This window comes from Microvirga arabica (assembly GCF_016811235.1).
Classification (GTDB): Bacteria; Pseudomonadota; Alphaproteobacteria; order Rhizobiales; family Beijerinckiaceae; genus Microvirga; species Microvirga arabica.
On record NZ_JAFBID010000004.1, the window covers coordinates 74,559 to 101,111 of the forward strand.

At 59.4% G+C, this 26,553-nt stretch carries 24 protein-coding genes; 8 read left to right on the plus strand and 16 right to left on the minus strand.

What is annotated here, in order from left to right; genetic code table 11:
* The first annotated feature begins 474 nt into the window (after window positions 1-474).
* Window positions 475-2,151: a DUF4118 domain-containing protein gene (locus tag JQC81_RS34250; protein WP_376772364.1), complete on the plus strand. Its 1,677-nt coding sequence runs from the start codon at window positions 475-477 to the stop codon at window positions 2,149-2,151.
* Window positions 2,152-2,316: 165 nt separating this feature from the next.
* Here the strand turns inward: JQC81_RS34250 and JQC81_RS03440 are convergent, their stop codons facing one another.
* The gene (locus tag JQC81_RS03440; RefSeq protein ID WP_312887466.1) at window positions 2,317-3,294 is read right to left on the minus strand and encodes a mechanosensitive ion channel family protein; all 978 of its coding nucleotides are present in this window, start codon (window positions 3,292-3,294) and stop codon (window positions 2,317-2,319) included.
* A gap of 372 nt (window positions 3,295-3,666) precedes the next feature.
* On the opposite strand from JQC81_RS03440, the gene JQC81_RS03445 reads away from it, so the two are divergent.
* Complete coding sequence (locus JQC81_RS03445; protein WP_203270318.1) at window positions 3,667-4,071, plus strand: hypothetical protein; 405 nt, start codon at window positions 3,667-3,669, stop codon at window positions 4,069-4,071.
* A 306-nt stretch (window positions 4,072-4,377) separates the two neighbouring features.
* Here the strand turns inward: JQC81_RS03445 and JQC81_RS03450 are convergent, their stop codons facing one another.
* The 4 genes from JQC81_RS03450 to JQC81_RS32900 all read right to left on the minus strand — a co-directional run bounded on the left by JQC81_RS03450 (window position 4,378) and on the right by JQC81_RS32900 (window position 8,539).
* A complete protein-coding gene (locus tag JQC81_RS03450) occupies window positions 4,378-4,572 on the minus strand; it encodes a hypothetical protein (protein WP_203270319.1) in 195 nt (64 codons plus the stop codon).
* A 667-nt stretch (window positions 4,573-5,239) separates the two neighbouring features.
* Complete coding sequence (locus JQC81_RS03455; protein WP_203270320.1) at window positions 5,240-5,908, minus strand: response regulator transcription factor; 669 nt, start codon at window positions 5,906-5,908, stop codon at window positions 5,240-5,242.
* Entirely contained in the window at window positions 5,905-7,896 is a 1,992-nt protein-coding gene (locus JQC81_RS03460) for an ATP-binding protein (protein ID WP_246520200.1), read from the minus strand. Before JQC81_RS03460 ends, JQC81_RS03455 begins: the two co-directional genes overlap by 4 nt.
* A gap of 268 nt (window positions 7,897-8,164) precedes the next feature.
* Window positions 8,165-8,539: a hypothetical protein gene (locus JQC81_RS32900; RefSeq protein ID WP_246520201.1), complete on the minus strand. Its 375-nt coding sequence runs from the start codon at window positions 8,537-8,539 to the stop codon at window positions 8,165-8,167.
* Here JQC81_RS32900 and JQC81_RS34255 point away from each other — a divergent pair.
* The 3 genes from JQC81_RS34255 to JQC81_RS03475 all read left to right on the plus strand — a co-directional run bounded on the left by JQC81_RS34255 (window position 8,507) and on the right by JQC81_RS03475 (window position 11,519).
* Window positions 8,507-9,139 carry a Crp/Fnr family transcriptional regulator gene (locus tag JQC81_RS34255; protein ID WP_376772365.1) on the plus strand — a complete coding sequence of 211 codons (633 nt, stop codon included), beginning with the start codon at window positions 8,507-8,509 and terminating at the stop codon, window positions 9,137-9,139. The two genes, JQC81_RS32900 and JQC81_RS34255, sit on opposite strands and share 33 nt — an antisense overlap.
* Window positions 9,140-9,580: 441 nt before the next feature.
* On the plus strand, window positions 9,581-9,934 hold the full coding sequence (locus tag JQC81_RS03470; RefSeq protein WP_203270323.1) for a PRC-barrel domain-containing protein: 354 nt from the start codon (window positions 9,581-9,583) through the stop codon (window positions 9,932-9,934).
* Between the two features lie 118 nt (window positions 9,935-10,052).
* Window positions 10,053-11,519 (plus strand): phospholipase D-like domain-containing protein, encoded by a 1,467-nt coding sequence (locus tag JQC81_RS03475; protein ID WP_203270324.1) that lies wholly within the window; start codon window positions 10,053-10,055, stop codon window positions 11,517-11,519.
* An 81-nt stretch (window positions 11,520-11,600) separates the two neighbouring features.
* On the opposite strand, the gene JQC81_RS03480 is transcribed toward JQC81_RS03475, so the two are convergent.
* Complete coding sequence (locus tag JQC81_RS03480; RefSeq protein WP_203270325.1) at window positions 11,601-12,314, minus strand: PRC-barrel domain-containing protein; 714 nt, start codon at window positions 12,312-12,314, stop codon at window positions 11,601-11,603.
* Between the two features lie 351 nt (window positions 12,315-12,665).
* Between JQC81_RS03480 and JQC81_RS03485 the strand changes: the two genes are divergently transcribed.
* Window positions 12,666-14,207 carry a Do family serine endopeptidase gene (locus tag JQC81_RS03485; protein WP_203270326.1) on the plus strand — a complete coding sequence of 514 codons (1,542 nt, stop codon included), beginning with the start codon at window positions 12,666-12,668 and terminating at the stop codon, window positions 14,205-14,207.
* Window positions 14,208-14,433: 226 nt separating this feature from the next.
* On the opposite strand, the gene JQC81_RS03490 is transcribed toward JQC81_RS03485, so the two are convergent.
* From JQC81_RS03490 to JQC81_RS03535, 10 genes are all read right to left on the minus strand, one after another.
* Window positions 14,434-14,961 carry a superoxide dismutase family protein gene (locus tag JQC81_RS03490; RefSeq protein WP_203270327.1) on the minus strand — a complete coding sequence of 176 codons (528 nt, stop codon included), beginning with the start codon at window positions 14,959-14,961 and terminating at the stop codon, window positions 14,434-14,436.
* 279 nt (window positions 14,962-15,240) lie between these two features.
* On the minus strand, window positions 15,241-16,158 hold the full coding sequence (locus JQC81_RS03495; protein ID WP_203270328.1) for a cytochrome c oxidase assembly protein: 918 nt from the start codon (window positions 16,156-16,158) through the stop codon (window positions 15,241-15,243).
* Between the two features lie 4 nt (window positions 16,159-16,162).
* Window positions 16,163-16,528 carry a hypothetical protein gene (locus tag JQC81_RS03500; RefSeq protein WP_203270329.1) on the minus strand — a complete coding sequence of 122 codons (366 nt, stop codon included), beginning with the start codon at window positions 16,526-16,528 and terminating at the stop codon, window positions 16,163-16,165.
* A 5-nt stretch (window positions 16,529-16,533) separates the two neighbouring features.
* On the minus strand, window positions 16,534-19,089 hold the full coding sequence (ctaD, locus tag JQC81_RS03505) for a cytochrome c oxidase subunit I (protein WP_203270394.1): 2,556 nt from the start codon (window positions 19,087-19,089) through the stop codon (window positions 16,534-16,536).
* Window positions 19,090-19,112: 23 nt separating this feature from the next.
* Entirely contained in the window at window positions 19,113-20,042 is a 930-nt protein-coding gene (gene coxB / locus JQC81_RS03510) for a cytochrome c oxidase subunit II (RefSeq protein ID WP_203270330.1), read from the minus strand.
* 113 nt (window positions 20,043-20,155) lie between these two features.
* On the minus strand, window positions 20,156-20,584 hold the full coding sequence (locus JQC81_RS03515) for a c-type cytochrome (protein WP_203270331.1): 429 nt from the start codon (window positions 20,582-20,584) through the stop codon (window positions 20,156-20,158).
* Window positions 20,585-20,594: 10 nt separating this feature from the next.
* A complete protein-coding gene (locus JQC81_RS03520) occupies window positions 20,595-21,602 on the minus strand; it encodes a c-type cytochrome (protein ID WP_203270332.1) in 1,008 nt (335 codons plus the stop codon).
* Window positions 21,599-23,368, minus strand: coding sequence for a GMC family oxidoreductase (locus tag JQC81_RS03525; RefSeq protein ID WP_203270333.1), 1,770 nt, complete (start codon window positions 23,366-23,368; stop codon window positions 21,599-21,601). The genes JQC81_RS03520 and JQC81_RS03525 overlap by 4 nt, the downstream gene beginning before the upstream one ends.
* Before the next feature lie 9 nt (window positions 23,369-23,377).
* The gene (locus tag JQC81_RS03530; RefSeq protein ID WP_203270334.1) at window positions 23,378-24,175 is read right to left on the minus strand and encodes a gluconate 2-dehydrogenase subunit 3 family protein; all 798 of its coding nucleotides are present in this window, start codon (window positions 24,173-24,175) and stop codon (window positions 23,378-23,380) included.
* A 360-nt stretch (window positions 24,176-24,535) separates the two neighbouring features.
* Window positions 24,536-25,117 carry a c-type cytochrome gene (locus tag JQC81_RS03535; RefSeq protein ID WP_203270335.1) on the minus strand — a complete coding sequence of 194 codons (582 nt, stop codon included), beginning with the start codon at window positions 25,115-25,117 and terminating at the stop codon, window positions 24,536-24,538.
* Between the two features lie 3 nt (window positions 25,118-25,120).
* On the opposite strand from JQC81_RS03535, the gene JQC81_RS03540 reads away from it, so the two are divergent.
* On the plus strand, window positions 25,121-25,297 hold the full coding sequence (locus JQC81_RS03540; protein ID WP_203270336.1) for a hypothetical protein: 177 nt from the start codon (window positions 25,121-25,123) through the stop codon (window positions 25,295-25,297).
* A 270-nt stretch (window positions 25,298-25,567) separates the two neighbouring features.
* Window positions 25,568-26,170 (plus strand): DedA family protein, encoded by a 603-nt coding sequence (locus tag JQC81_RS03545; RefSeq protein ID WP_203270337.1) that lies wholly within the window; start codon window positions 25,568-25,570, stop codon window positions 26,168-26,170.
* Window positions 26,171-26,553: the final 383 nt, after the last annotated feature.

A 26,553-nucleotide genomic window follows, 5' to 3' on the forward strand; every position in this document is an offset into this window, starting at 1 on the left:
TCGGACATGCCACAGCCCGGTGCGCCAGCAACGCCGGCCTCCAAACCAGTCTTTCCTCCTTCTCCCGAGTTGCCCAGGACTGACGAGCCGGCCGATGTTCCGCTAGCCGATCCAGGCGCACTACCTCAGCAGGACGAGCCACAGCAAGTGGACATACCTGCTGCTCCTTATCCGCCTGTCGGCTAGCTCAGGCGTTGATGGAACATCCCACCCGGTCAGAACTATAGGATCTGAGCCGGTCTCCCCCGGAGTTCGAACTCCTGCCTAGAAGCAGCACCTTGGCAGCTACTGCGGGTGCCAAGAAGGAAGTGGCCGTCGAGCATTTTCCTGCTTACGCTTGGGGCCACCCAGCTGCACAGATCGGTGTCGCACGCCGACCAAGAACAGGCGGCACCCAAGTAGCTTGGCATAGTGACAACTCAAGCCTACAGTGGGCCCGCCGCATGTGGCCGGCTGCAACACGTGGTTTCCACTATGGTTGGATCAGACCCCCCAAACCGCGATGTTGCCCGGTTCCCATTGTTGGGAGCCGACAAGTCCGAGTTGGCTGGTCTTGAAGCTGTCCTTCGGAGACTCGCAATCTCCATCTCCTCTCAAGAGGTGATGGAGATCATCACCCAAGCAGCCCGTGCCCTCCTGCACGCCGATGGCGTCACCTTTGTGCTGCGGGATGGTGACCGCTGCTATTACGCGGAGGAAGACGCAATCTCGCCCTTATGGAAGGGCAAGCGCTTCCCAATGGAAGCATGCATTTCTGGATGGTGCATGATCAACGGGCAAGGTGTTATCATTCCTAACATCTATGCTGACGCCCGGATCCCGCACGACGCATATAAGCCAACGTTCGTTCGCAGCTTGGCAATGGTGCCGATCGGGAAGGATAATCCGATCGCAGCAGTCGGGGCGTATTGGTCTCGGTTACGAGAGATCCCGCCTCCCGAGTTGGACCTTTTGCAGGCACTTGCGAACGCCGCCGCCCTAGCCCTCTCCCATGTCGAGCTCCGACGAGCGCGGAGGGACGAACGGGAGCTGTACAATGCTGAAGGTTCGACCCACCAGCGCCCACAGGAGGATCCTACTCCGCCAACGCCGGCCCTGTTGCGTCAGGGGCTCACGACGTCGGCTGATCGACATCCAGCCGACGGGCAAGTGTCTGCGTCTTCCGAGAGCACCATATTGGGAGATAGTGCTGCACTTCCAGCGAATGCGGAGGATTGGTTTGCACCGGTTATGCGACCACATTCGCCAACCGCCTACGCTGTAGCTGTCACGTGCGTCTTGTTAGCCACTTTGGCCCGTCTCGCATTCGGGTGGTGGTCGCCGGCGGAGCTAGCCCCGTTCACCACGTACTTTCCTGCAGTTCTCGTGGCAACGCTCATCGCTGGAGTGCCGAGCGGTCTGCTTTGCTTAGTGTTAGGCGGAGCTCTCAGCTTGTGGGCCTTCATGCCACCCGAGTTCGCCTTTGCTGTGAGATCACCGGCCCACATTGTGAACCTCTCTCTTTATGTTTTCTCATCCATCATGATTCTTTGGGTCGCTGAACGGTACAGGCGTGCCCTTTGCCGCCTGCGGCACGAGCAGGGGTGGAGAACGCTCCTGCACAAAGAACTCCAGAGTCGTTTGAACAATACGCTAGCTGTCGCGCAAGCAATCGTCAGCCACACCCTTGAGACTTCTCCCCAGAAGGCCCGCAAGATCAACAGGCGACTTGCGGCGCTAATAGCAACGACCCGTTTTGCCGGGGAGCTGCGCCAGCAGGCGGTCGATCTGAGGAGCTTGGTTGAATCTGAACTGGAGCCCTATGGAACGGCTCGTATTAAGATCAAAGGCCCACACATCGGCTTAGAGCCCAAGCTCAGTCAGGCCCTTGCTCTCGCCCTTCACGAACTCGCGACTAACGCAGCTAAATACGGTTCGCTCTCCGTCCCGGAGGGACACCTAGCAGTCACTTGGTCGATTTGTGCCGGTCAAGTCCGCCTCAGTTGGGCTGAACGTGCGGGTCCGCTCGTAGCCACTCCGACGAAACGAGGGTTCGGGACATCTTTCCTTGAACGGATCCTATCTGACGTTGATGCTACAATTAACATGAATTTCGAACCGGAAGGCTTGGTATGTGGGGTCAGGTTTGCCGCAAGCTCAGCAATCTCGTAACTAGCAGGGTCGGATCGAGATCTTGCCGCAATCCTTCCGTTGAGCGTTTCCCGACCCACCCGCTATATGGCCATCCCAAGCTCTATGATCGTCTAGAACACACTTCAGCCTCGCTGCCATGCTCACCTGCCTGCCTGTCATTCCGCAATCCGTCTGTCATGCCATTCACATCCGGTCCGCCGGAAGGCGCAGGGTGAGCGCCGGCACTCCCACCACCTCGAAAGTGGCTGATGCAATCCCAATTCCGGCTTGCTCATACGCGACCAGAATATCCCGAGTCATCGCATCCTTAAGCTCGCGCACCCCGTGGTCTTGAGCAACGAAGCGTACCGTCAGCTCCAACCAGTTGTCTGTCATGCGCCAGTATACGCGCGGCTCGAACTCGGGATTCTGCATGAAGTAGCGGCGTTGCAGCTCCTTCTTCTCAGCCTCCTTCATCCTCACCAAGGGTATGGTGTACCGTCGTGCCACCTCCAGCAGAATGGCCTCGGCGCGGGCGCGGTTAGCATCGTACTTGATCGGAGTTGTGATTTCTTCGAAGAGAAACGAAAAGTCGCGCGTGTAGTTGTAAATTGGTTCGTCGAAGATCTTTGCGTTCGTCACGGTTACGATCCGACCAGTGTATTGACGCGCCTTCACCCACATGGCTGGGTCAGCATTCTGAACTGCCGGCGGCTGCCCCATCTCCATAATAGTGGTCTGCATGAAGTCTAGGGCGATCACATCCCCGCGCACCCCGCCCATGACGATCCGGTCACCGACATTGAACGTCCTGCCGCGCAAGATCACGAGATAGCCGGCGATCGCAGTGATCACGCGTTGAAGAGCGAAGGCTAGGCCCGCAGTGACCAGCCCGATGGCAGTCGTAAGCCGGGCCGGATCGTCAAACCAGATCGAGACAAGCGCCATGACGGCCACAAGAGCAATGAGGATATTCGCTGCCTGTCGGATCCAGAACCGGGTCCGAAGCCGGCTCACGTCCTGGGCGGCCCGCCCAACAAGGGCATGGAGGAGACGCGAGATTATAACAATGATGAGGATGATGACTGCGGTCAAAAGCAGCTTACGACCGTTCTCTGGGGTCACGCCAATCAGGGTGATGCCGAAGAGCTGGAGGGCATCATCGGGGCCGGTGAAGCTCACTTTATCCTCCGTTCGGCGGACCATTCGACCGAAAGGACGCAGCATCCGTGCCGTAGCGGGATTCTTGGGCGTTCATGATGCCATGGACTCTTGTAAACTATCACGCGGGCGGCGATCCGGAGGACCAGACTCAGTACGGTAACGCTCCTAGAGCAGGCCATCGCAGCCACCCCGAAGCGGGAGCAAGGATTGTCTCTTCATAACCGGGTTAGCACAGCTCAAGCCCTAGTACTCGCATTTAGCCGAAGGCGAGTGCCTCTGACGCGAGCGGGCCATGATCTGCGACAAGCCCATTCCACTTGGAGGGAGACTATGGAACACCGATGGAGGAACCAACTCCACACCCTCGCGGACGTTAGTGAAGGCCGGCCGATGAAACTGACGTCTAAAGCACGTCTGGAGCTTTGGGCCGAGCGCTTGGATCGGGAGCCACAGCGCTGCCTGAGTACTTTGGGGGAGATTGAGCTTGCCTCCCCTAGCGAGCGTCCGTGCATGCGCTCTGATAATTCACCGCTCACGGTCGCCTTTGAGGATCCTGTACTTCGCGCAATTGGCTTAAAGAGCGACAATTTCGGAGACGCCGTCAGCTTTTTCGACCTCACCGAGGGAGATGCTCATTACATCCTATGCTCATGCATGAATGGCTCCACCATGACGGCGGCGCAGGCAGCCCAGCGGGTGCGGAGTATCACTAACAGAACGACGGAGCTGCGCGTGTTACTCAGCTGCTTGGTCGGTGCATTGGCAGTACTGGGTATCAAAATGTTGCTCGGCTGAAGGGTATCAGGCGCAAATGCGAGCTTGGCCCGCAATAAAGACGCCAATGTCCATTTGCTCTCATGTGGGCGCATCTCGCTCACGGTGCGGTGCTACCACAACATGCTGAAGTCACTTCGGGATACACTTGCAGCAGGTTCCACCCCTTAGCTCTTCAGGAGCACTAGATCCTGAATTGCGATACAGCTTGGGAAGGCAATCGATGCTCATCTTCTGACGAGCACATTTGTTCAATGGATTAATCGGATCGTGCGCCAGTTTAGACCTGCTCCTCATAACGATGCACTCGCGTTCCGAGCGAGTGCGCTAGTGATCCACAGGTACAATAGAGTGTCCGCCATTGTTCGACGTTCCCAAAGCTCCGTCGATTGCCCTAAGCAACTCCTCGACTTCGGCGAGTTCGAGCGCCATGGTCACTTGTGCATCGTCACCGAATTCGATGCACAACGTCACAGCACCGTTACTCGGCCGCGCCTCAAAACGTATTGCGCGGTTAATCATTGATACCTATCCTTCCGTCAGGCCACAGTGTGACCACTTCTTTCTAGAAGGATGGTCCTCAATTGATCTGGCGTCATCTGGCAGCCAAATGATCTCGGTCCGCGCCCGTACTGAGACGCGCGGTCAGTCGCAATATGATAGACAACCAGCTCTCAATCGACGCGTTGCCCTTTGAACGGCATCATCGAAGGAGCGTCCGATGAGACGGCAAACAAGAGCCAAGCGCTGGGTTCTACGCGAACTTGAGCGTATCGAGAACATTGCTTGTAGCACCAAGCCAGATGGTTGCGAACGAGGCAGATCCTCTATCCCGGATGATCAGTGTGCGCCGGCTGGAGGCGCTTCAGAGGTATAAGGTTCTGTTTCTCGAGGGGAGTTCCGGCCGGTGGATCCAGAGTTGCGGGAGAATAGGCGCCCAAGGAGGCGGGTTGATCCGCCCCAGTTAGCGGCAGGCAGGAGTGTGGCACGCAATCTTGAGCCCCGGAAGATCGGCTTGGATATCCTGTACCTGCATATCTTGAGCGCAGCTCGCCGGTAGCTCCGCCGCCTGCGATCGGGGAGGTTTCATCCGAATCGTGAACCCGAGGCTCGAACCTACCTCGCGTAGTCCGGATCAACATCGTCACACCACCTGAGGTCAACGGAAGGCGAGCGTGGTACCTACTTTTCAGTCATGACTGAGATCTATAAGCCAGCCTTGCGAAGCTCCATAGCGCACGATATCGGCTCGTGTTCGCAATCCCAGTTTCTCGGCCGCCCGCGCCTTGTAAGTCTCGATTGTTTTAACGCTGATGTTGAGGCGCGCGGCAACTTCCTTGTTGCTGTAGCCCTGAGCAGTCAGCTTCAACACTTCAGTCTCACGCTGGCTAAGTGCTTCCGGGTCATCGGATGGTATCGCTCCGCCCCTGCTCCCACGGGCTGCATTGGACAGCGCCCGGTCTGCAACGGCAGGATCCAAGTAGATGCCTCCGGCTGCCACGGCTCGGATCGCCCGCACGAGATCTTCTGCGGCAGAGCGCTTCAGGAGATACCCCCGGGCGCCTGCCTGCAGGAGAGGTTGGACGTACGCTCGGTCTTCGTGAACAGTCAGGGCCAGCAGTTTCACGTCGGGACAGGATGATGCAACCCGCTTTGCCAGATCAATGCCGTTCAAGTCTGGCATTGAGATGTCGATCACTGCCACGTCGGGTAGCTTGTCGCATATCATCTGGAGAGCAGCGGCCCCGTTTGTGGCCTCTCCGACGAGTTCAATTTCCGGAGCCGCTTGAAGGAGAGCTCTCACTCCAGCAAGTACGACGGGGTGATCATCCGCAAGGGCGACTCGGATCTGGGTCATGGCCTCAGCTCATAATGCGAAAGCGGGATTTGGATGAAGAGGGTTGTTCCCTCGCCAGGAGCCGACTCGATCTCCAGGGTGCCGTTGACCAGCGTCAAGCGTTCTTTGGCGCCCGAGAGGCCTAGCGGCGGCCCGTCGATTCGACTTTCTACCGCAGACATTCCACCGGGCTCATCAGGGTTAAATCCCACCCCGTCATCCTCAATGATGATCCGGAGTTTTTGCCCCCGGCGCTCAACGACTACGCTTACATTGTTGGCATTCGCGTGCTTTAGAATGTTAGTAAATGCTTCTTGCACCACTCGGTACACGACTGTCCCAACTTCCGGGGGTAGCTGCTCGTCCACACCGACAAAGTGAGTGTCCACTTTGATGCCAAAGCGCTCACCCCAATCGGAAGTGAATGCGATTAGAGACTCTCGAAGGCCAAGATCGTCGAGAGCTGTCGGTCGAAGGTCCGCTGCTGCGCGATGGATATCACGTCCGATATCGGCCGTCAGCGATTGGAGCCAGCGTACCTGCTCTAAGATGCTCGTCGCCTCGACGTTCTGCTCGAGGGCCTTCAGTCCCAGCGACAGACCGGTGACCGTTTGACCGACCTGATCGTGGAGTTCACGTGCGATGCGACGTTGCTCGTTCTCCTGCGCCTCGGCGAGACGTCGCAGAAGATCAAGACGTTCTGCCTGAGCTCGCTTTTCGGGCTCGATGTCGGCGACCACTCCGTGGATGACTGGCTGGTGACCACCCGATGCATTGAGTGCACGCCCGGTAACCTTGATCCAGTGAAGGCTGCCATCCCGCCGTTCAACACGGATCTCAGTGTTGAGCGTAGAGCCATCTCTGAGGCAGCGCTGTGCGGCAGTTTGAATTGTGGGGCGATCATCTTCATGTATGGTTTCAAGGAAGCGCTCAGTCGGAACGCTCTCTTCGGGGTTGGAATCAGGCCCTCTCGGCAAATCCAGCAGAGCCCAGCATCTCTCCGAGCCAAAATACTTGCCGCGACCAAGCTCCCACCGCCAGGTTCCTAGTTCTGCTGCCTCAACGGCGACAGCACCCCGTTCTTCGCTGAGAGCGAGTGCTAGCTCGGTACGTTCCACCTCAGTTTGCCTGCGCTGTGCGATATCCCGTGCCATAAGCGATGCGAGAACCAGCGCGAGCAAAAAGCTCGCGAATCCACCACTCGCCAAAATGTACACGGATCTAGATACCGGAGTGTTCAAGACCTCGCTTGGCACACCGAGATGAACGGACCAATCACCGGTTTTCGGAAGCGTCCGATAGAAGGTCTCCACCTCGACCCCCTCCAACGTGGGCGCGACATAGAACCCTGCCGGAGCTCGCTGAATTGCCTCCCGCAGACCGGGCGACGCCGGACGTCCAAGTTCTGTATCCTGAGCAAGCGTCCGGGCGATGAAGTTGCCCCGCGCGTCCACGACAGCGCCTACCCACTCATTGGGAACGCCGGCACTCTTGAAAATCTCGCTTATGGCGTTCGGAATGAACGAAATCGTCATAATATAGATGAGTTGCCCCTGGCGAATGACGGGGGCACGAATGGCGACAAGGCGCTTGCCCGAGATTGGCCCGACCGGACCGACGCCGCCCACGGCGGACTGGCGGGTTCGGAGAACTTCGTCAAAGCTTTCCCGGTCAGCCGTTGGGCCAAGCCTCACCCCAAGAGGCCGCAGGAGATTGACTAACTGGGTCCCGGAAGGATCTGCAAGCTCGACTGTTTCCCACAAAGGGTGGGTCGCCTTCACGCGCTGGGCTTCCGTGTAAAAGCCTTGCAGTGACGGTGTGTCGAGAGAGGCCGAGGCGGCAAGAGTTTCAACAACTTGGAGTTGCGCGTCCATTTCGGCGGCAATTCGTTCTGCGACCTGGTTAACGGTCTCGAAAGCCCGTCGACGCGCCTGCTCACGCTGCTGTGTCGCAGTGATGTAGGCCACCCAGCTGCCGAACAAGAGGAGCGGAATGATGGCAGCGATCATAAGAGACAGGAGAGGTCGTCGACTGAACCCGAGCGACAACCAGAGCCGGCGCCTCAGAGGATTTGAATGGTTCTGATCCATCGAGCGCGATCCGGCACGGAGCTGATCGTTGCGAGACATCATGCTGGCCTTGATCCGAAACTGCAACCAGGGCGGGCACCGCTGGTTTGGGTACACCAAAGCGCCATCCTTTCTAAATGGTCTCTCATCTAGCCTACAATGTCACGTTTCTACCCGACACGCCTGAAAGGGATTAGCGACGTCGCGGTCAGGGAAAACCTGACAGCCCTGCGGTATCGCCCGACTGCCAATTCCACCTGCCTTCCACGACATTATGGCAATGCAAGGTTGCTTCGAAAGTGACCTGAGCTGAAGCCAACGCCAACCTGACCGTTAAGACGGGAGCCCGGAAATGTTCGTTCAACCGCAAGAGCTTAGCCTTAGCAGTCAAAGACCTCTCAGGCCCGCTGCCTCGCTCAAGTCCGTTCATGCACCCCTTGTTCGGCTCGACGAGATGCCGCTGAGGAATGGATTGCTGACTACTCTGCCGGCCGAAGTACTCGAGGAGTTGCAGCCCTATCTGGAGCGAGTGGTTCTTAAGCGCCGTCAGGTGCTGCACGAGCGTAATCTGCCGATCGCGCATGCCTATTTCATTGAGCGAGGATTGGCGTCATTGTTAGCGCGATCTGGCGATCAAAGCATGCTGGAAGTCGGAACGCTCGGCCATATGGACTTCGTTGGAATACCTCTTGTTCTTGGAAGCGCGCGCACGCCATACAGATGCGTTGTACAGGTGCCAGGCGAGGCTCTGCGCATTACAGCGGAAGATCTTCGTCGAGTGCTGAGCGGCATTCCATCGTTGCACCACCTCCTGTTGCGTTACATTCAAGTAAGAACGGTGCAGAGCACCCAACTCGTGGTCTGCAATACCCGGCACACGCTCAAGCAAAGGCTGGCTCGATGGTTGCTCTTCGCTCAGGATCGGATCCATGGCAACGAGCTGCCCTTAACTCATCAATTCCTCGGGCGCGCCCTCGGCGTCCGCCGAGCGGGCGTCACGACCGCAATGGGACGCATGGAGGAGACTGGCCTGCTTCATCGGGGACGCGGTCGGATCGTCATCCTGGACCGCGCCGGTCTCGAGGCCGAGGCTTGCGACTGCTACCGCACCCTTCGAGCAGAGCATGGGCGGCTTGTATGTGACGAGGTCGCTGCGCCGCCACTCGCTGCCCTCCGACAGTAGTCGGCGCCAGCCAAACCATAAGCTTGCACCTATTGACTCTCGGATCCTATGTCCAGGTGGCGAGAAGAGGGGCGAAAGCCTGTCATGGTGCCTGCAATACGCAACGAGGCCCTGAGTTCGTTGCCGTACGTAAAATGTTCTTGAATGGCCGACAGGTGAAAACTGCCAGCCGCCACACCCGTTCTTACACTCTCGCAGGAACGAGAACCAGCCACTTGAGAAGTCATGGAGGTAGAAATGTTTAGATTTGCCTGGCAGAGCTCCAAAACGAGTGCGGGCGCCCTGCCGATGTTCCTTGCTGCGATAACTGTGTCGACAGCCACAATGGCGTTCAATGAAGCGCGGGCCCAGACAACGGCACCAGCTCCCTCGCCGCAGCCGAACCAAGCTGCCCCTAGCCAACCAGCCGCTCCCAATCAGCAACAACCGAGTTCCCCGCCGGTGCAGCCCGGAATCCGCGCAGTCGACCCAGCCACCGTCCGACTGACATTCTATACTGTCCAGCCCGCCGACATGCTCGCCTCGAACCTCCTCGATGCGGACGTTTACAACCTGCAGAACGAGGAAATCGGAGAGGTTGAAGACATCGTCGTCGATCAAGGACGCGTTATTCGAGCCGTCATCATCTCGGTTGGAGGCTTCCTGGGCCTAGGCGAACGCAATGTCGCGGCTGATCCCGGATCTCTCGTTCTCATGCGTGAGGCTGGAGGCGAGATCCGCGTCGTCGCCAACACGACACGTGAGGACCTTCAGAATGCACCCGAGTTTAAGTTCGAGGGGAACATGAGCCGATAAGGAGCGTCAGGCTTAACCCGGGCAGCTGTTCGTGCCTGCGGGTCACGGTTGAATTACTTTTCGATCGAGGGGCTGGCCGGTCATAACGGTGTCGCCGCAACTCTTGACGAGTGCTCCGATGGACAAGCCGATCTTGGAACCGGGCGAAACGTGCTGGCGAATGGCCAAGGCGGACCGTCTTGCATTGATCATTGACGCGGCCTCCTATTTCGCGAGCTTGCGGAGAGCGATGGTCCAGGCCCAACGCTCGATTTACCTGATCGGCTGGGATTTCGACACGCGTATTCGGCTCGACCCGAGTATAGAGGATGAGTGGCCAGACAAGCTCGGCCCGCTGCTGAACGCCCTTGTGAAGGCGCGGCCCGAGTTGGAGATTCGCGTCCTAAAATGGGACGTCGGCGTGCTCCAAACTCTCGGACGCGGTGCAACACCCCTGTTTATCCTTGATTGGGTGGCAAGCAAGCGGGTCCACTTTCGGCTCGATCACGTTCATCCGGCTGATGCATGTCACCACCAGAAGCTCGCCGTGATCGACGATGTGCTGGCATTCTGCGGCGGCATCGATATCACGGTCGGCCGGTGGGACACTCGCGAGCATCGCGAACAGGATCCACGCCGGACCAGTCCTTGGGGTTTCACTCAGCCCCCCTGGCACGACGCGACAGCTGCCGTCGACGCAGAGGCTGCATCAGCTCTCGGTGACTTGGCACGCGAGCGCTGGAAGCATGCAACCGGAGAGGACCTCGCTCCGCCCGGATTGGACGAGGAGATCTGGCCGGAGACCCTCTCTCCCACTCTCACGGATATCGAGGTGGGCATCGCCCGAACTCAGCCCGCCTATGATGGGCAACCCGAAGCACGGGAGGTCGAGGCTCTCTATCTCAGCGCAATCGGCAGTGCGCAAGAGGCCATCTATATCGAGAGCCAGTATCTTGCGTCCCACACGATTGGCGAGGCATTGGCCGCCCGTTTGGAACAGACTGGAGGGCCCGAGGTCATCATTGTCGCGCCTCTGACAGCGGAGGGATGGCTTGAAGAGGAGGCAATGGGAACGGCTCGTGCGCTCGTCACCCGACGCCTACGCCGAGCGGATCGGAAGAGCCGGCTCCGCCTGGTCTACCCAGCGAACGCGAGGGGAACACCGATTTACGTGCATGCCAAAATCATGATCGTTGATGACCGCTTCCTGCGTGTCGGATCCTCCAACCTGAACAACCGTTCTATGGGCCTCGACACTGAGTGCGACATTGCCGTGGAGGTTCGACCCGGAGCGCGAAATGAGGATGCCTCGCGAGCAGCGATCCGCACTGCCCGCAACGATCTCCTCGCGGAGCACTTTGGTGTTGCGATTGAAATGGTGAATGCTTTGCAAGACGAGGGGAACAGCCCAATCCAAATCATCGACATTCTGTCGAGGCCATATGGGAGATCACTTCATCCGCTTCCACTCCCGCATCTCAATGCAGTGGAGGAAAGACTTGCGGCAAGCCATCTCTTAGATCCTGAGAAGCCGGAGACGTTGCAGCACAAGCTGCGGCGACTGTTGGCGTGGGCCATGCCGGTAGCTCAGCTGAGAGGCGACTAGAAATGAGTTCGGCGCTCGCGCTACGCTTCCATGCTCCTGAGGCCGGATCACATATTCCAGCCTTACCCGTAGCGCAGTTCGTTACAGCGCTGCGCCTTTGAATTTGGTTGGATCGACGCGAAGTCCTGCCATCTGGGCCTGAGAATCCATCACAAACGGCAGGCCATAGTAGCCGGCGGCGGGATCCCACCGGCCGGTCGTGCCCGGGTAAGGAAAAGCATAAGTGCCGCCGCCGGAGGCGACATCGCGAGCTATAAGCACGGCAATAAGCCGGCCAGACTTGTCAAACACGGCATCGGACACATAGCCGTAGCCATAGCCGGTCTGCAGCCGAGCATAGTCCCCAAGAACCTCCGTCAGCCGGAACTCCCGCGGGGCAGTAGGAACTCCCTCCGTTCCGGGGAACAGACCATACTGCGGCTTCTCGCTGTTGTTTGCCAGCCCGGTACTGACCCCATCCTGACCGGGTGTGAGGTCCACTTCATCCCACGGAATGCGATAAACCGCATCAGGAATGCCGAGGGCGCCGCCCCCTTCCATCACCATGGCCGCGAGACGGCCATCCGCGTCAATAATGAGGTCGCGCACGGTGCCGATGCGATTTCCACCCTTACGCATAACAGGCTGCCCGAGCAGTTGCTGCGCCCGCCAACCCGTGTACAGCAGGTCAGGTGAGAGTTGGCTGACCTGCCCTTCAAGTCTGGGTTGGACAGCCGGGTTCTGCTGCTGTGCGAGTACGGGCGATGCAACGATCGCCGCCATGAGCAGTGGAAGTTGGATCCGCGAGAGCATCATACGCCGTCCTCCTCGCAAGCGCGATCAACCAGTATAGAACGGGCAAAAAATGCCGAGGGCACAACCCGGGTTCTCTTCTCTGTTCAGCAGCGTACCGAGACTCTTCATCCTGAGCGGTCCCAAGGGCAGAAGTTGCGAAACGTCTCCTTGTCTACCCCGTTCATAGAAGTCGAAGCAGGGCATTGCCGTGATCTGTGAAGCGCAAGCGAGCGTAGCCAGTCTGTCCTGACACTGCGAGTAAGGTGAGGATTACGAACACTTCATCTCGCCGTAAGGACAACTTCACGCGTCTGCCCCCATTTATTCTGGCATCTGGGGCACGTCCCCGACGAGCTGATGGAGTATGCAGTAATGAGACACTATCTTCTTTCTTCTCCGGGGCCGCATCGCACGCGACGGACCCCGAAGGCAAGATCTGCTCTTCTTGGAGCCGTTGCACTTGCCGCTCTTGTCACTACCGCTGGAGGGGTTGCGCTTCCTGCCTTCGCTCAGGCGCCGCAGACCATTGTCGCTCCGCAATCGACTGTGCCCTCATTCGCCGATGTGGTCGAGCGGGTGAAGCCTGCCGTTGTATCAGTCCGGGCGAAAGCCGGCGACGCCAAGCAAGCACAGGTCAGTGGCGACCGGCAGACCAGCCCCAACTTCAATCTTCCGGACTTCGGCCTCCCCGACGATCATCCCTTCCAGGAGTTCTTTAAACGCTTCCGCGGTGAGGGAGGTCGGGACAGTGAGGCGCCCCGCTTCGGACGGCCGGGCCCGCGCCAGGGCATCTCCCAGGGATCTGGCTTCTTCATCTCGGCCGATGGCTATCTCGTGACCAACAACCACGTGATCGACAAGAGCTCCGAGGTCGAGGTGCTCATGGATGACGGCCGCACCCTCCCGGCCAAGGTCGTCGGTACCGACCCGAAGACCGATCTCGCCCTGCTCAAGGTCGAGGAAGGCGGACCGTTCAAGTTCGTCGAGCTCGCGCCGGAAGTCCCGCGCGTGGGTGACTGGGTCCTTGCCGTCGGCAATCCCTTCGGCCTCGGCGGCACTGTGACAGCGGGCATCGTCTCGGCGCGTGCCCGCGACATCGGCGCTGGCCCCTATGACGATTTCCTCCAGATCGACGCGCCGGTGAACCGCGGCAACTCCGGTGGGCCGACCTTCAACCAGAAGGGTCAGGTGGTCGGCGTGAACACCGCGATTGCCTCGCCGTCCGGCGGCAACGTCGGCATCGCGTTCGCGATCCCGTCCGAGACCGTTCGCAACGTGGTGACCCAGCTCCGCGAGAAGGGCGCCGTCGAGCGGGGTTACGTTGGAGTTCAGATCCAGCCCGTAACAAAGGATATTGCAGCGAGCGTTGGGCTCGACAGGAGTGAGGGTGCTATCGTTGCCCGGGTCGAGGATGGCGGACCCGCAGCGAAGGCCGGCATCAAGACGGGCGACGTCATCATCTCGGTGAACGGCAAACCTGTGGAGGATGCGCGGGACCTGTCGCGGATGATCGCCTCACTGAACGCCGGCTCCACTGCTACCCTGCAGGTTTGGCGTGATGGCAAACGGCAGGAAATCCCCGTCACGATCGCCAAGATGTCCGGCACCTCCGCGGCTGCGGCGGACCCACAGCAAGGCACCGAAATGGGCAAGCTCGGGCTGAACCTCGCCCCAGCGGGTAACAACAAGACGGGTGTCGCGGTTGTCGGCGTAGAGCCTGGAAGTCCGGCAGCTGAGAAGGGCTTCAGCACTGGCGACGTGATCAAAGAGGTCGCGGGGCAACCGGTACAGACGCCGGCTGATGTGAAGGCTGCACTTGAGGCAAGCCGCAAAGATGGCAAGAAGAGCGTGTTGTTCCTTGTCGAGGCAAGCGGTGGTACCCGCTTCGTCGCGCTCCAAGTTCCTGCGGCTTAGCGCCCGTGCAGAGGCTCACCGCGGACTTCACGCCGCGGTGAGCCGAACCCGTAGTCTGATGATCCTGTGGACCTCCAGATCGGCACTTCTGCGTCAGGAGCCTTGAGGCATAGAACGAAAGCACCCGGGATCTCGGTAGAATGCCGGGCAGCGGGCCAGAGAGCCTAACGCGCCAGCCCCTTAGGAGGCGCACCTCCTCAACGAAGCCAGAGCTTCCTACATGCTCCTATCGGTCGCGCTGGATTACGCCGCACGCGATCCGGTCACCAGCCGCCCCTGAGGGCTGACTGCGGTAATCGTCGGCCATAGCATGGATCACGAGAGCGGATCCATCTTGATCGAATAGGGGCGCTTGGCCATTGAAGCTTACGTTGGGATTGAAAACTTCAGCAAGCAGCTTGCCGTCATCTTCCACGGTCTGGTTCGGCATATCGCCGGCGTGTGGCCCAGCCTGCTGCCAGTAGCCGTGCTGTGATCCCGTCGGATTGTAGTGGCCGCCCGCGGACTCGAAGCCGGCTTGCCCATCGCAGCGCCCCACTTCGTGGATATGGAACCCGTGAAGGCCAGATGGAAGATTCGCGGCCTCTGCCCTGATCAGTACGCCGTTAGGAGTCTCGATCAGAGTTGCCGTTCCAATAGATTGCCCCTTCTGGTCCATGAAGACAGCCCTTGCACTCAGCGGCGTGGACGATGGCTGCTGAGCCAAAACAGGGCTGACACCTAGGATGAGACTTACGTAGACAAGTTTGTTCATGGTCGCCATCACTTCTAACCTGGACTGGTTTGGTCATAATCTTCGGAAGCGACAATGACTGGATGGCACTCCCGACTGTCTCCCGATAGTCGAGAGCACAAGGTCACTGATCCGAGGTTTACACGGCAAGTGTAGTCCACGGATCTGTTGCTTCATGAAGCGCCTGCAGGCAGAACCGGCAGCAACAACGGGCGTTCCGGTGGAGCAACCTGCCTCACCTATCCAGTCAGTACGCTGATGAACCAACGGCAGGCGGCTGCGGATCGTGCCGTTGGGGCTTCAGGAGGATTGGTGCGCCGGAAAACGATACCGTCCTGATGAGATCAGGAGCCGTGCGGCTAAAGCTAGACATGCGAGGAGATAGATGAAGCTAGCCGGCACCCACATGATTAAGCCAGCGAGTTGCTGATCAGCAAGGGGATCAAGCCCCCATTGTTCCGGTCCCCGCTGGTACCAGGGATAAAGCAAGGTAGGTGAGAAGGTGATGAGGGCGCCCAGGAACCCGCCGTAAACAAGCGTCAGGAAGCCTGCTGCAATACCAGCCGGCACGGTAGCGGTGCTCCGCAGGCTTGCAGCGAGGCTATGCCAGAACAGCATTGCGGTTGCAAAGAAGGTGACGTGCTCGAACGCATGGACGGCTTCATTCCGCAATGCAGCTTCGAAGGGCGCTGGAGCATGCCACAGCCACAGTGCGGCACCATGGAGAGCGCAGGCGGGAAGCGGGCGGATCAGGAATGCGGTCCACTCGGCGAAGACACGAACGCCAGAACTTCGTCCCAGGGCGCGCCGTGTCGTCTTTGGTAGGAACCATGGCAGGGCCCCTCCTGGCAAGCCGGCCAGCAGGAGAGGGGGCGCCACCCCGATGAGCAGGACGTGCTGGACCATGTGCGCCGCCAGCAAGGTTCCGCTCAGTGAATCTAGAGGTGAGACCAAGGCTACAATGAGGATTGCCCCTCCACCTGCATAGGACGCCACACGGGCAATGGAGATGCCGCGACCTAGCCCGGCATGGCGCCAGAGATTCCTGACTCCAACCCCATAGAGCACAAAGGCCAGCGGCAATGAGACCAGGACCCACGGCTCCGCCGACCAGTGGTGCCATACGTTACTAGGCTCTATCGGCTGCGCGCTTTCATGCGCGAAGGCCGGAATGGAGAGAAAGATCATCAGGACAGCTGATACAAGCGGCCTCATCATCGATTCATCCGCAAGGTGGGATCATGAAAGCGGGCAGACCGTTCCAGGCGACGGCAACGAAGGAGAGAGCAGCGATTGTCATTGTGGTGTACCGCATGAAGTCGTTAACGGGTTTCCGGTCTCGCGACGCACGGGCTGGTCCCCGCCTCCAGAGCGCGAGAAGGAGAACGACAAGCACGCCGGCCAGCGCAACGACTGTAGTCCCGACGACCACCAGTGGAACGATGCCAAATCCTAAGTAGCTCTCGCCTGCAAAGTGCCGAGCACAAGCCAGTGAATTGAAGGCGTAGACGAGACCGAAGTGGGCGCCCCAGATAAGGAGCCCCCCGATCATGAATAGCGATTTTCGGATGAAGTCGGTGTCACCCATCGATCTTACCCCAGGAGTCTCGGGAAGGCGTGGACGATGAGAAGGGCAACGAGGCCCTGCGCGACACCGTAGTGCCAGAACAGCTGCGTATTGTCGAAGGTCGACCGTCGCACCCGATTCAGCCGGCCGGCTAATGAACGGACAACGGTGTAAAGCCCCATGATCGCCAAAACCGCAACGACGAAACCTTGGTAAGAAGCCAGACTGTAGACGACTGCACCATAGCCCGACTCGGAGGGGCGCAGACCCGTCTCAAGCTGTCCGAAAACCTCGAGTGCAACACTCCCGATTAGCAAGGGTATAGCTACTAAGAGGGCGATACGGGTTAACCAAGCGCTCCGCTCGGGCACTTGCGAGAGCCTCCTTCCTGCAAGCCAGACGAGAAGGCTGCTTGCCACAAGAAGCGCCCCCGCACCCACGGGCCACCAAATGGAAGGCAGCGCGGCTGCCGACGTCGGCCAGATGCGCGGGTTGACGGTCCAGAGAAAGAGATAGGAAAAGACAATACAGCTGAAGACCATTCCCGTCACCATCATCAGGATAATCATCGCCCACCAGGAATGGTTCATCGATCCCGTGACATAGGTCGGTAGCCTCAGCCCGCCGCCAATATCAACGTCACCAACTTCAGCAGGACCTGGATCGGTGTCCCACAGCCACCAGATGACGCAGACGACGGCAAGAATCCCGCAGATGAAGGCAGGAATGTAGAGCTTGATCGTCAGACCGATGAAAAACGATGCGGTAAAAAAGGCCGCGAAGACCGTGCGCCAGCTCGGTCCCGGGATCTGCAGCACGTATTGTGCCCTCGCATCGATGGGACTGGTGACGATTGTCTCGCGCCCGCGTGTCGGTGCCCCCGGAAGGTAATACCGGCCTGCTTCAACATGGTTAGCCAAGCTGGGCTGATCCCACAATGGTTCACGACTGGTGATGATGGGGATAGAACGTGTCTGATAGTTGCCACTTGGGAGCCATTCCAACGTACCGGCATTCCAGACGTTCCCCAGATCGCCTTGATAGGGACGGAAGTTCTTCGCCAAGTCGATGAGAAAGATCAGCACGCCTGCGCCGATCATGTAGGCGCCAAGCGTCGAGATCAGGTTGAACGTGCCCCACCCCATTTCGGCGAGATAGGTGTAGGTGCGTCTGGGCATGCCCATAAGACCAGTGATGTGCATGGTGAAGAAGGTCACGTTCACACCGATGAAGATGAGCCAGAACGCCCATTTCCCGAGGGTCTCCGACAGGGGCCGCTGAGAGGCAGTCGGTGCCCAATAATAGAAGGCGGCGAACATGGGAAACACCATGCCGCCGATCAGGACATAGTGGAAATGGGCGACGATGAAATAGGTATCGTGAGCCTGCCAGTCGAACGGCACCATCGCGACCATAACGCCTGTCAGCCCGCCGAGGACGAAGATGAACAGGAACCCGAGGATGAAGTAGGTCGGCGTCTTGTTCTGCAGCTTGCCGGACGCAATCGTCGCGATCCAAGCGAAGACCTGGATTCCAGTCGGTATCGAGACCGCCATGCTAGCCGCCGAGAAGAAGCTCAAGGAGAGCTGCGGCAGCCCCGTCGTGAACATGTGGTGGACCCAAAGGCCGAAGCTGAGAAACCCTGTGCCGATCACCGCAAGCACCACCAGGCGGTAACCGGCGAGCGGCGTCTGCGCCATAGTGGGCACGATCATGGAAACCATTCCGGCGGCAGGAAGGAAGATGACATAGACCTCTGGATGACCGAAGAACCAGAACAGGTGCTGCCATAGCAGAGGATCGCCGCCTTTCTCGGCGATAAAGAACGGCCAGTGGAAGGCGCGCTCGAGCTCCAGAAGCAACGTGGCCGCTATGATTGCCGGAAACGCGACGATCACCATCAGGGCGAAGACGAGCATCGCCCACGAATAGACCGGCAGCTTATCGAGGCTTTGGCCCGGGGCTCGGGTTTTTAAGACGCCGACGATGATCTCGATCGCACCCGCAATAGCCGATATCTCGATGAAGCCGATACCAAGGAGCCAGAAATCGGCGTTGATGCCTGGCGAGTAGATATAGCTCGTGAGCGGTGGGTACATGAACCAACCGCCATTCGGCGCGAGGCCGAAGAACAGGCTCGTGAAAAACGCAAGCCCGCCAAAGAAGTAGGCCCAGAAGGCATAGGCCGAGAGCCGCGGGAACGGCAGGTCGCGGGCGGCCTGCATGTTGGGGAGGAGAAAGACACTTAGAGCCTCGACCATCGGCACGGCGAAAAGAAACATCATGATCGTGCCGTGCATGGTGAAAAGCTGGTTGTACAGCTCGTGCCCAACGAGCCGGAGCTCCGGCTGTGCCAGCTGGGTCCGCATGATCAGGGCCAAGATGCCGGCTAGAACGAAGAACAGGAACGCCGTGCCCACATACCAGACACCAACATAGTTGTTGTTCACGGCGGAGATAAAGTGGATGCCCTTGGGCTGCTCCCAAACTCGCTTGAGTTCCTCAAGTTCGCCTCTCGGGCGAGGAGCGGGATTGGGCAGCCGGACCGGTCCGCCTTCCTGCCTGACGCGGGTGTCCGCAATTCCGCCTTGGAAGGTTGCATCGCTCACTTGAGGCTCTCCAGATAGGCCGCGATGGCACGCAGCTCCTCGCCTTGCAGATTGCCGAACGAAGGCATGAGGTTGTCCGGCTTCAGATGCTGGGACGATGAGACCCAGCCGGCCAATGTCCCGATATTGGTGGGATATGTCCCGGCAGCGATTGAGCGGCGCCCACCCACGTACGTCAAATCAGGCCCGACCAGTCCGGCGGCCGACGTGCCCCGAATGGTATGGCAGGCACCGCAGCCATTTTCCAGGAAGAGCGTTTTGCCCCGTACGAGGAGTGGAATGACAGGTTCCGCAGGAGGGATTGCCTCCCGAGCGTACCAAGCCTCGAACTCGTCCGGCGGCAGCGCAATCACGTAGAAGGCCATCAAAGCGTGCTGCGCACCGCAATACTCGGCGCACTGTCCCCGATAGATGCCGGGGCGCTCAGCGGAAAAGCGGGTGACATTCACGCGCCCAGGGATCATGTCGAGCTTGCCGGCAAGACTGGGCACCCAAAAAGAGTGGATTACATCCTGGGTCTTGAGAACGAACTCGATGGGCCGACCCGTCGGCACCTTGATCTCATTTGCGCTGACGAGCCGAACCGCTCCCTCGGCGTCCACGTAATGTACGCGCCACCACCAGCGCTCACCGATCACCTCTACGCGCAGAACAGCCGGCTCGCCCGTCACAAGCACTCTGGATATGGATAGCCCCCAGGTGAGCAGAGCTGTCAATGTCACGACAGGAAAGATGATGCCGAGGCCGATGATAAACTTTCGACCCGTCATCCAGCCTCGCATCCTGGCCGGAGCAAGGATGGCAAGTGTGGCCAGCCCCATAACCAACAGGAAAATCAAGGCCGCGCCGATGATCATCACCCAACTCAAGGTCTCGATGATCGCGGCGTGAGGCCCGTATGTCACCATCGTGGATTGGATCCACATCAGCGCTCTATCAACGATGCCAGCAGGCTGGGCCGAGGCTCCGGTCGTGCCGAGAACGCCAGCGAACAAGTATGAGAGGACAGCGGTTAGGAATCGATGGTGTCTCATATCCGTCACCGCAACGTATAGAGGTAGGCAGCCACGTGGCGGGCTTCCTCATCGGACAGGCCGAGATCCGGCATTCCCGTGTGCGGGGCAATGGACGGCGCGTCCTGCACCCATCGCACAAGCAAAGACGGTTCGTTGGGAACGACGCCGCCGATGAATTGGCGCCTGCCGAAACCTGTCAGCGGCGGCCCTACGATTCCATGTGCGCCTTGGACGCCAGGAATGACGTGACAGACACCGCATTCATAGGCTGCGATGATGCGGCGCCCCCTCTCGGGCTCGCCGCCAGCTACACGCGTGATCCTCAACTCATCGAGTGGCTGGCTGGCCTTCTGAGCGGAACCGTCATCATTGCAGCCGGCGAGCATCATGAAGAGCGCGGCCGACACTATCCTGCGCATTTGACCCGGGCCGTTCCGCTGCCATAGGAGCATCCATCTGCTCCTACGGCTGGTTGCGGGAGGGGGCCCCCGTGGTGGTCGTGGTGCCACGTGGCCTTTCATCGACAGGGGGCGAGAGATAGGGCGGCAAAGCGTTGGGAGGGAGCGGACGCCGCGGGAGACCCAGAGGCGGTTCTATTGCCGGAGCCGGAGGCCCGGCGGGCTCCATGCCTGGAACCACGACGGAGCCACGTCCCGGTTCGGGCCTTTGCACAGCACCGACATCAGTCGGATTTTGCCCGGGCGATTGCCTGGGCTGCACTGCCGGAGATCGTCCCCCTTCGGGAGCATAGCGGGCGTCCTGAGGGATCACCTCCCTCGGTCGTACGGAGGCATAGTAGAGCGAAACCGCTCGAATCTGCTCGTCCGTCATGGCCTTGGCGATCATCTCCATAATGTTCATGGGGTCGCCGTCCCGCCGGCCTTGCTTCCAGAGCATCAATTGATGCTGCAGATAGGGAGCGAACTGGCCACCCAGAAACGGATAGATAGGGGCTTGGCCGATGCCGCTCGGGCCATGACACCCATCGCAGGCGGGCACACCCTGTGACGGTATGCCAATGGCCGCAATGGCACCGCCGATCTGCCGGACCTGGACGTCCGCACGCGGCTCGGCCGGGTATGGCGCGTCCTTGATGCTGGCGTAATAGGCTGCGACATCCTCCATCTGCTGCGGCGTGAGCGTCCGGGCGATCGGCGCCATGATGTCACTTGGGCGAAGGCCCGATGCATAATCCCGCAAGGACTTATAGAGGTACCAGCCGGCTTGGTCGGTCAGGCGCGGAAAGGCTCCGCTCGAGTTGCCTGCCCCGTCGACTCCGTGGCATTGGACACACCCGATTCTCTGTTCCGCAAACATGCCCCCGATGATGATAAACCTGCCACGATTGGGATCGGCTTCGTGGTTGCGCTCGCGCTGATCGCTCAGGCCGAGCAGGGATTGTGAGAGCGCGGCGGAGGTAATGACGGCGCCCGCGATCACGGCCGCACCGATTTGGACTGCGCGGATCATGGCTGCACCAGAGGGCCAGGGTTTTTCAGGTACTGCTTGATCATGGCATCCGCCGCCCAGTAGGCGAGGGCGCCAACAGTGTCCGTGGGGTTGTAGCCCGCGTTCTGTGGAAAGACGGACGAGCCCATGACCCACAGGTTATGCAAATCCCAAGACTGCAAGTAGCGGTTCACGACGCTCGTCTTCGGATCGGTGCCCATGATGGCGCCGCCTGTGTTGTGCGTCGTCTGGTAGGGTACGATACTATAGTGATCGTCCAGCCATCCTACACTCATCTGTTTGCCGCCCATCGCTTGAGCAATACCGGCCATCTTCTCGGTGATGTAACGAGCCATGAGACGATCATTATAAGGGAAGTCATAGGTGAGCATCCCGAGCGGCTGGCCGAACGCATCCGTATAAGTCGGATCAACGCCGAGGTAGTTGTTCGGATGAGGGATTGAGGATCCATGGAACCCGAGCGAGACCGTGCTGTTGTAGTGCTGCCGAACCGCCTGCTTCCACCCAAGCCCCCACCGGGGCGTCCCTTCGGGCACCGGATGGTGGTAGATGGGTCGGCCTGTCGTCTGATAGGCCGCAATGTAACCGCCGCCGATAAAGCCCAAGCCGGAGTGATCGAAGCTTCCGTTGTTGAAGTCGTCGATGGCGGTTCCGAGGGCTCCAGCGGCCATGAAGGGGTTGATGCGCTTTTCACCGTCATAGAAAACCTCGGCGCCGGTCATGGTCTGATAGGTGTAGTTGCGCCCGACCGTTCCTGTCCGGGTCTCCGGATCATACGGCTGACCAATGCGTGATTGCAGCATCAGGATGGGATTGTGGTGCGCGAAGGCGCAAAGCACGACCATGCTTGCCGGCTGGAAGACCTCTCGACCCTGTGCGTCCACATAGGTGACCCCACTGGCAACCTTCGCTTGCCTGTCCCATTCCACCCGAAGGACGTAGGAGTGGGTGCGCATCTCAAAATTTTTGTTGGCCAGAGCGAAAGGCAGGATGCACACCTGAGGGCTTGCCTTTGCGAAGTGTTCACAGCCGAAAGGATCGCAAAAGCCGCAGTACATACAGGGCTTGATTTCCGCCCCAAAAGGGTTCGTGTAGTGGCGCGTCACGTTCGCTGATGGTACGGGAAATGGACGGTATCCCAGTTGCGCCGCAGCTTGCCCGAAGAGAAAGCCGGAATGGGACTGTTTCATCGGCGGATTCGGGTAAGGCTCGCTGCGTGGCCCCTCGAAGGGGTTTCCGCCAACCTGAATCTGCCCCTTGATGTTGCCTGGCGCTCCGCTGATCCCCATCACCTTTTCGAAGAAGGTGTAATAAGGTTCAAGCTCTTCGTACGTGATGCCCCAATCTTGGATGGTGACATCGTCATCCAGGAAACCGCGCCCGTAGCGTTGCTCCGCCCAGCTTTTCAGGACGAACCACTCGGGCTGAAACCGCCAAGTCTGGCCGTTCCAGTGCGTCGCTCCGCCCCCGACCCCCTCGCCCGGCAGGAATGATCCAAGTTGGCGCATTGGCAGAGCCTGCTGGCCAACGAAGTTGCGAAAGGTAATGGTCTGGACGCTAACATCCTGAGCATAGGCGTGACGCACGTCGTACTTCAGTTCGTCATGCATCGTCGGTGATTGAAAATCCGGCACGGTCTGGCGCATTCCACCGCGTTCGAGCGCAACGACTGTCTGACCGGCCTCAGCAAGCTCCTTCCCCAGAATGGCAGCAGTCAGGCCACCTCCGACGAGCGCGACGTCCACAGGCTTCATGCGCACCGTCATGTTGTACTCCTATTGCCTCTGAGCGTCATGGGTGTGGCCGTCGAGGTAAGCCTGTCGGGCTCCGGTGTCACCAATGCTGATTGGTGGGCGTGTGTATGGAAGATTGTAGAGTTCGACCAAGTCGATGAACTGCGCGTAGGCGCCAGGAAATCCGACCATCCGCCAGCCCACCATATCCCGGTTTCCACCATAAACCGGGTCACCGAAGAAGCCTTCGATGGTGTTAGCGAGCAGGGTCTCGAAGAAAACAGGTGCTGGGAGAGAAGGAAGCTCAATGGCCCCGCTTTCAAGCGAGGAAAGCACCTCGTCCATCACGGGTGCCCCGAGATCCCAGAACTCGCGTCCGCTATAATTGGAAGTGACATGGGCGCGAGTTTCCGCAATCCCTATCCTGTAGAGTTGGGCTGGAGTGTAGCGCAGCTGGTAGCCTTGCTGGGGAGGGGCGTCAGGGACCCACGGACCTTTCAGGTACATCCGCGCTCCGGCACCGTACGCGGCAGCGAGCTGGCGATCGATGAAGTTGAGAACGCCCGCCCAAGCAGCTCCCGGCCATTCGGAATCCGAGGGGATGAGGCGTTCGACAGCAGCGTCGACGAACCGAGCTTCTTCGTCGTTGAAGAAGAAGAGCATACCGCGCTCGGCCGGCAAGTCCGCCCGAGGCGGTGGAGAGGACAGAGCATTCTGCCTGCCAACCTGCGCAACCTGAACAGGATGCTCCTCGGCGGCCGCATGATCCGGAACGGTAACGGCCACACTGGCAACTCCGGCAACTTTGAGGAGATCACGACGTGAGAATTTCTCAGTCACTGTCTTTTCCTTGTGTTCAGTCTTCGAGTGAGACCCAAAGACACGCCTGGTAAACGGCAGGTGTGCTTCGGTAGGGTTCACACAGCTCAGGCCGCGGCAGAGGGGGCACCCTGATCGGTCCCGGCGCACTCTCTGTGACGTCTTTTGGACCGCTGTAGCCTGTTGTTGATCCGCTGGTCGTTCCTGCGCCCACCTGAGCCGTCTGAGCCTTATTGACACTTCCCTGGACAGGCGACGAACTGCCTTGTTCGGAACGGTCACTGCTCCTATTCGAGTTGCCTTGCGCAAGCACCGGCATGTGACTGAAGCCCATAATAGCAAAGCCGGCGACAATGAGTGGGCGAAAGGTCAGGCGCATCTTTACCTCGCCGAACTTGGACTGGGTGTCGGGGGCAGGGGAGCCGTCGATGCTTGATGTTCAGCCTTCTCAGGGGTGACAGTTCGCGGGCGGATTGCTGCATAGTATTGAGAGACAGCGTGAATCTCGTCATCCGTCAAACGCTTGGCAATGTTTTCCATGACGCCGAAGCCGTCTCCCTTGCGCTGTCCGGTTTTCCAAGCCTGCATCTGGCCCTCCAGGTACCTCGCGTACTGGCCCGCTAAATAGGGGTAGGTCGGCGGTAGACCGACACCATCCGGGCCGTGACAGTTGATGCATCCTTGAACGCCGCGTGTCGCACTTCCGACTGCTGCAAGCGCGGCACCGTGCTGCAGGATTTGAGGATCCACACGATCCACAGGTGGATAATCGGCCGCCTTCTGCGCAGCGTAATAGGCAGAGACGTCGCGCATCTGCTGGTCATTCAGCGCCTTGGCGATGGGTGTCATTACCGCGTTTTGGCGCACACCTGACGCGTAGTCCTGCAGGGAGTCGAAGAGATACTTGTATGTTTGATCCGTCAGTCGGGGGAACACAGCTGCCTTGTCACCTTTGCCATCCATTCCATGGCACTGGAAGCATGCTCCCGCCTGCGGACTTATCGCGGGCGACCCGGGACCTGCATCTGGGCCGGGTGGAACGGCATAGACTCCAACGACGACGGCGCGCCCTCTCTCGACATCGGCTCTGCCGATGTCGTACGCGGCGGCTTCCTCCATGCCACTCTGCGCCTCGAGCTCTGAGAAGGCTGAGGCACCGGCCATGAACACCAAAGCCGCGATTAGCAGATTTTGGGCGGACACTCTCTTCCCCTCGGGACGTTCGTTGGGGTGCAACGGTAGGCTGAGGCGCCCGTTCCTGATCTGCAATGTTCAGGTTGATCCTTTTAGTACGGTGGCGGACAGACCTTTGTTCAACGGTTCAAAACCAAGAGCGGCCCGCGCAGTTCAATGAGACACTACGCTAAGGCGGAGCGCTACCCGGAGCCGAAGGTAGCCCTACCGGAAGATGCTATGTTCGAGTGGATTACAACCTTCATCGAAAGGACAGGGTACATTGGCATCGCGCTGCTGATGTTGGCAGAGAACCTGTTCCCGCCCATACCGTCTGAGGTGATTATGCCGCTCGCTGGTTTCACGGCGGCCCGCGGGGAGCTCCAGATTATGCTCGCCGTGCTGGCCGGCGTCATCGGCTCGGTCATCGGCACCTCCTTCTGGTATCTCCTCGGACGGTGGATCGGAATGCATCGTATGAAGTCCTTTGCGGCCCGCCATGGACGATGGCTCACTTTGACGCCGCAGGATCTGGACAGTGCCGAAGCGTTCTTCTCCCGCCACTGTGGGAAGGCAGTCTTCTTGGGACGTTTGGTCCCCGCGATACGGACCTTGATCTCAGTTCCCGCTGGTATGGTGGAGATGAGTTTCGGCCGCTTCCTGTTGTACTCGACGCTGGGCACCGTTCTCTGGACAACCCTCCTGGCCGGAGCAGGTTACGTGCTGGAGTCCCAATATCGTGTGGTGGCCGAATGGCTCGATCCTGTCACGAACGCGATCCTGGCCATTGCTGTGCTGTGGTATATCTACCGGGTAGCCACCTTCGGCTCAAAGGCCAGCTAACGCGCCTTGCTGAATTGGCAAAGCTAAGCCAATGGGCGTCCCTGCTGTAGGAGTTGGTGTCGCCAGAAGCATCGCACCGTTGCCTGTCCTGTGGGCCAACCTTTGCCCCCCTTCATCACTTCTCGGAAGAGCATGTAAAACTCGCGAGAGACATACTCTCCCCCACTGCTCGGCGCAGGCCCTGACATCATCCGTTGGCCAAGTGTCTCAGCGCTGGGCCGGCCTCAGGGGTCAAGTTCCTTGGGAAACACCAACAGTGCCGTTGCCCGTCACAAGCAATCCGGCGCAGATCTGACCAAATCTCTCATGGTACGCATCCGCTCAAAACTAAGTGCTCACGTTGCACCTTTAGTCCCAAGCGTGATCTAGCCGTTTCTGTTCCT

What these genes read in the sequence shown, in the direction of transcription:
- JQC81_RS34250 (WP_376772364.1), top strand. Translation starts at nt 475, where the DNA reads ATGGTTGGATCAGACCCCCCAAACCGCGATGTTGCCCGGTTCCCATTG.
- JQC81_RS03445 (WP_203270318.1), top strand. Translation starts at nt 3,667, where the DNA reads ATGAAACTGACGTCTAAAGCACGTCTGGAGCTTTGGGCCGAGCGCTTG.
- JQC81_RS03450 (WP_203270319.1), bottom strand. Translation starts at nt 4,572, where the DNA reads ATGATTAACCGCGCAATACGTTTTGAGGCGCGGCCGAGTAACGGTGCT.
- JQC81_RS03455 (WP_203270320.1), bottom strand. Translation starts at nt 5,908, where the DNA reads ATGACCCAGATCCGAGTCGCCCTTGCGGATGATCACCCCGTCGTACTT.
- JQC81_RS03460 (WP_246520200.1), bottom strand. Translation starts at nt 7,896, where the DNA reads ATGATCGCTGCCATCATTCCGCTCCTCTTGTTCGGCAGCTGGGTGGCC.
- JQC81_RS32900 (WP_246520201.1), bottom strand. Translation starts at nt 8,539, where the DNA reads ATGCGCGATCGGCAGATTACGCTCGTGCAGCACCTGACGGCGCTTAAG.
- JQC81_RS03475 (WP_203270324.1), top strand. Translation starts at nt 10,053, where the DNA reads ATGGACAAGCCGATCTTGGAACCGGGCGAAACGTGCTGGCGAATGGCC.
- JQC81_RS03480 (WP_203270325.1), bottom strand. Translation starts at nt 12,314, where the DNA reads ATGATGCTCTCGCGGATCCAACTTCCACTGCTCATGGCGGCGATCGTT.
- JQC81_RS03485 (WP_203270326.1), top strand. Translation starts at nt 12,666, where the DNA reads ATGAGACACTATCTTCTTTCTTCTCCGGGGCCGCATCGCACGCGACGG.
- JQC81_RS03490 (WP_203270327.1), bottom strand. Translation starts at nt 14,961, where the DNA reads ATGAACAAACTTGTCTACGTAAGTCTCATCCTAGGTGTCAGCCCTGTT.
- JQC81_RS03495 (WP_203270328.1), bottom strand. Translation starts at nt 16,158, where the DNA reads ATGATGAGGCCGCTTGTATCAGCTGTCCTGATGATCTTTCTCTCCATT.
- JQC81_RS03500 (WP_203270329.1), bottom strand. Translation starts at nt 16,528, where the DNA reads ATGGGTGACACCGACTTCATCCGAAAATCGCTATTCATGATCGGGGGG.
- coxB (WP_203270330.1), bottom strand. Translation starts at nt 20,042, where the DNA reads ATGTGGATCCAATCCACGATGGTGACATACGGGCCTCACGCCGCGATC.
- JQC81_RS03515 (WP_203270331.1), bottom strand. Translation starts at nt 20,584, where the DNA reads ATGCTCCTATGGCAGCGGAACGGCCCGGGTCAAATGCGCAGGATAGTG.
- JQC81_RS03520 (WP_203270332.1), bottom strand. Translation starts at nt 21,602, where the DNA reads ATGATCCGCGCAGTCCAAATCGGTGCGGCCGTGATCGCGGGCGCCGTC.
- JQC81_RS03525 (WP_203270333.1), bottom strand. Translation starts at nt 23,368, where the DNA reads ATGACGGTGCGCATGAAGCCTGTGGACGTCGCGCTCGTCGGAGGTGGC.
- JQC81_RS03535 (WP_203270335.1), bottom strand. Translation starts at nt 25,117, where the DNA reads ATGGATGGCAAAGGTGACAAGGCAGCTGTGTTCCCCCGACTGACGGAT.
- JQC81_RS03540 (WP_203270336.1), top strand. Translation starts at nt 25,121, where the DNA reads ATGGCACTGGAAGCATGCTCCCGCCTGCGGACTTATCGCGGGCGACCC.
- JQC81_RS03545 (WP_203270337.1), top strand. Translation starts at nt 25,568, where the DNA reads ATGTTCGAGTGGATTACAACCTTCATCGAAAGGACAGGGTACATTGGC.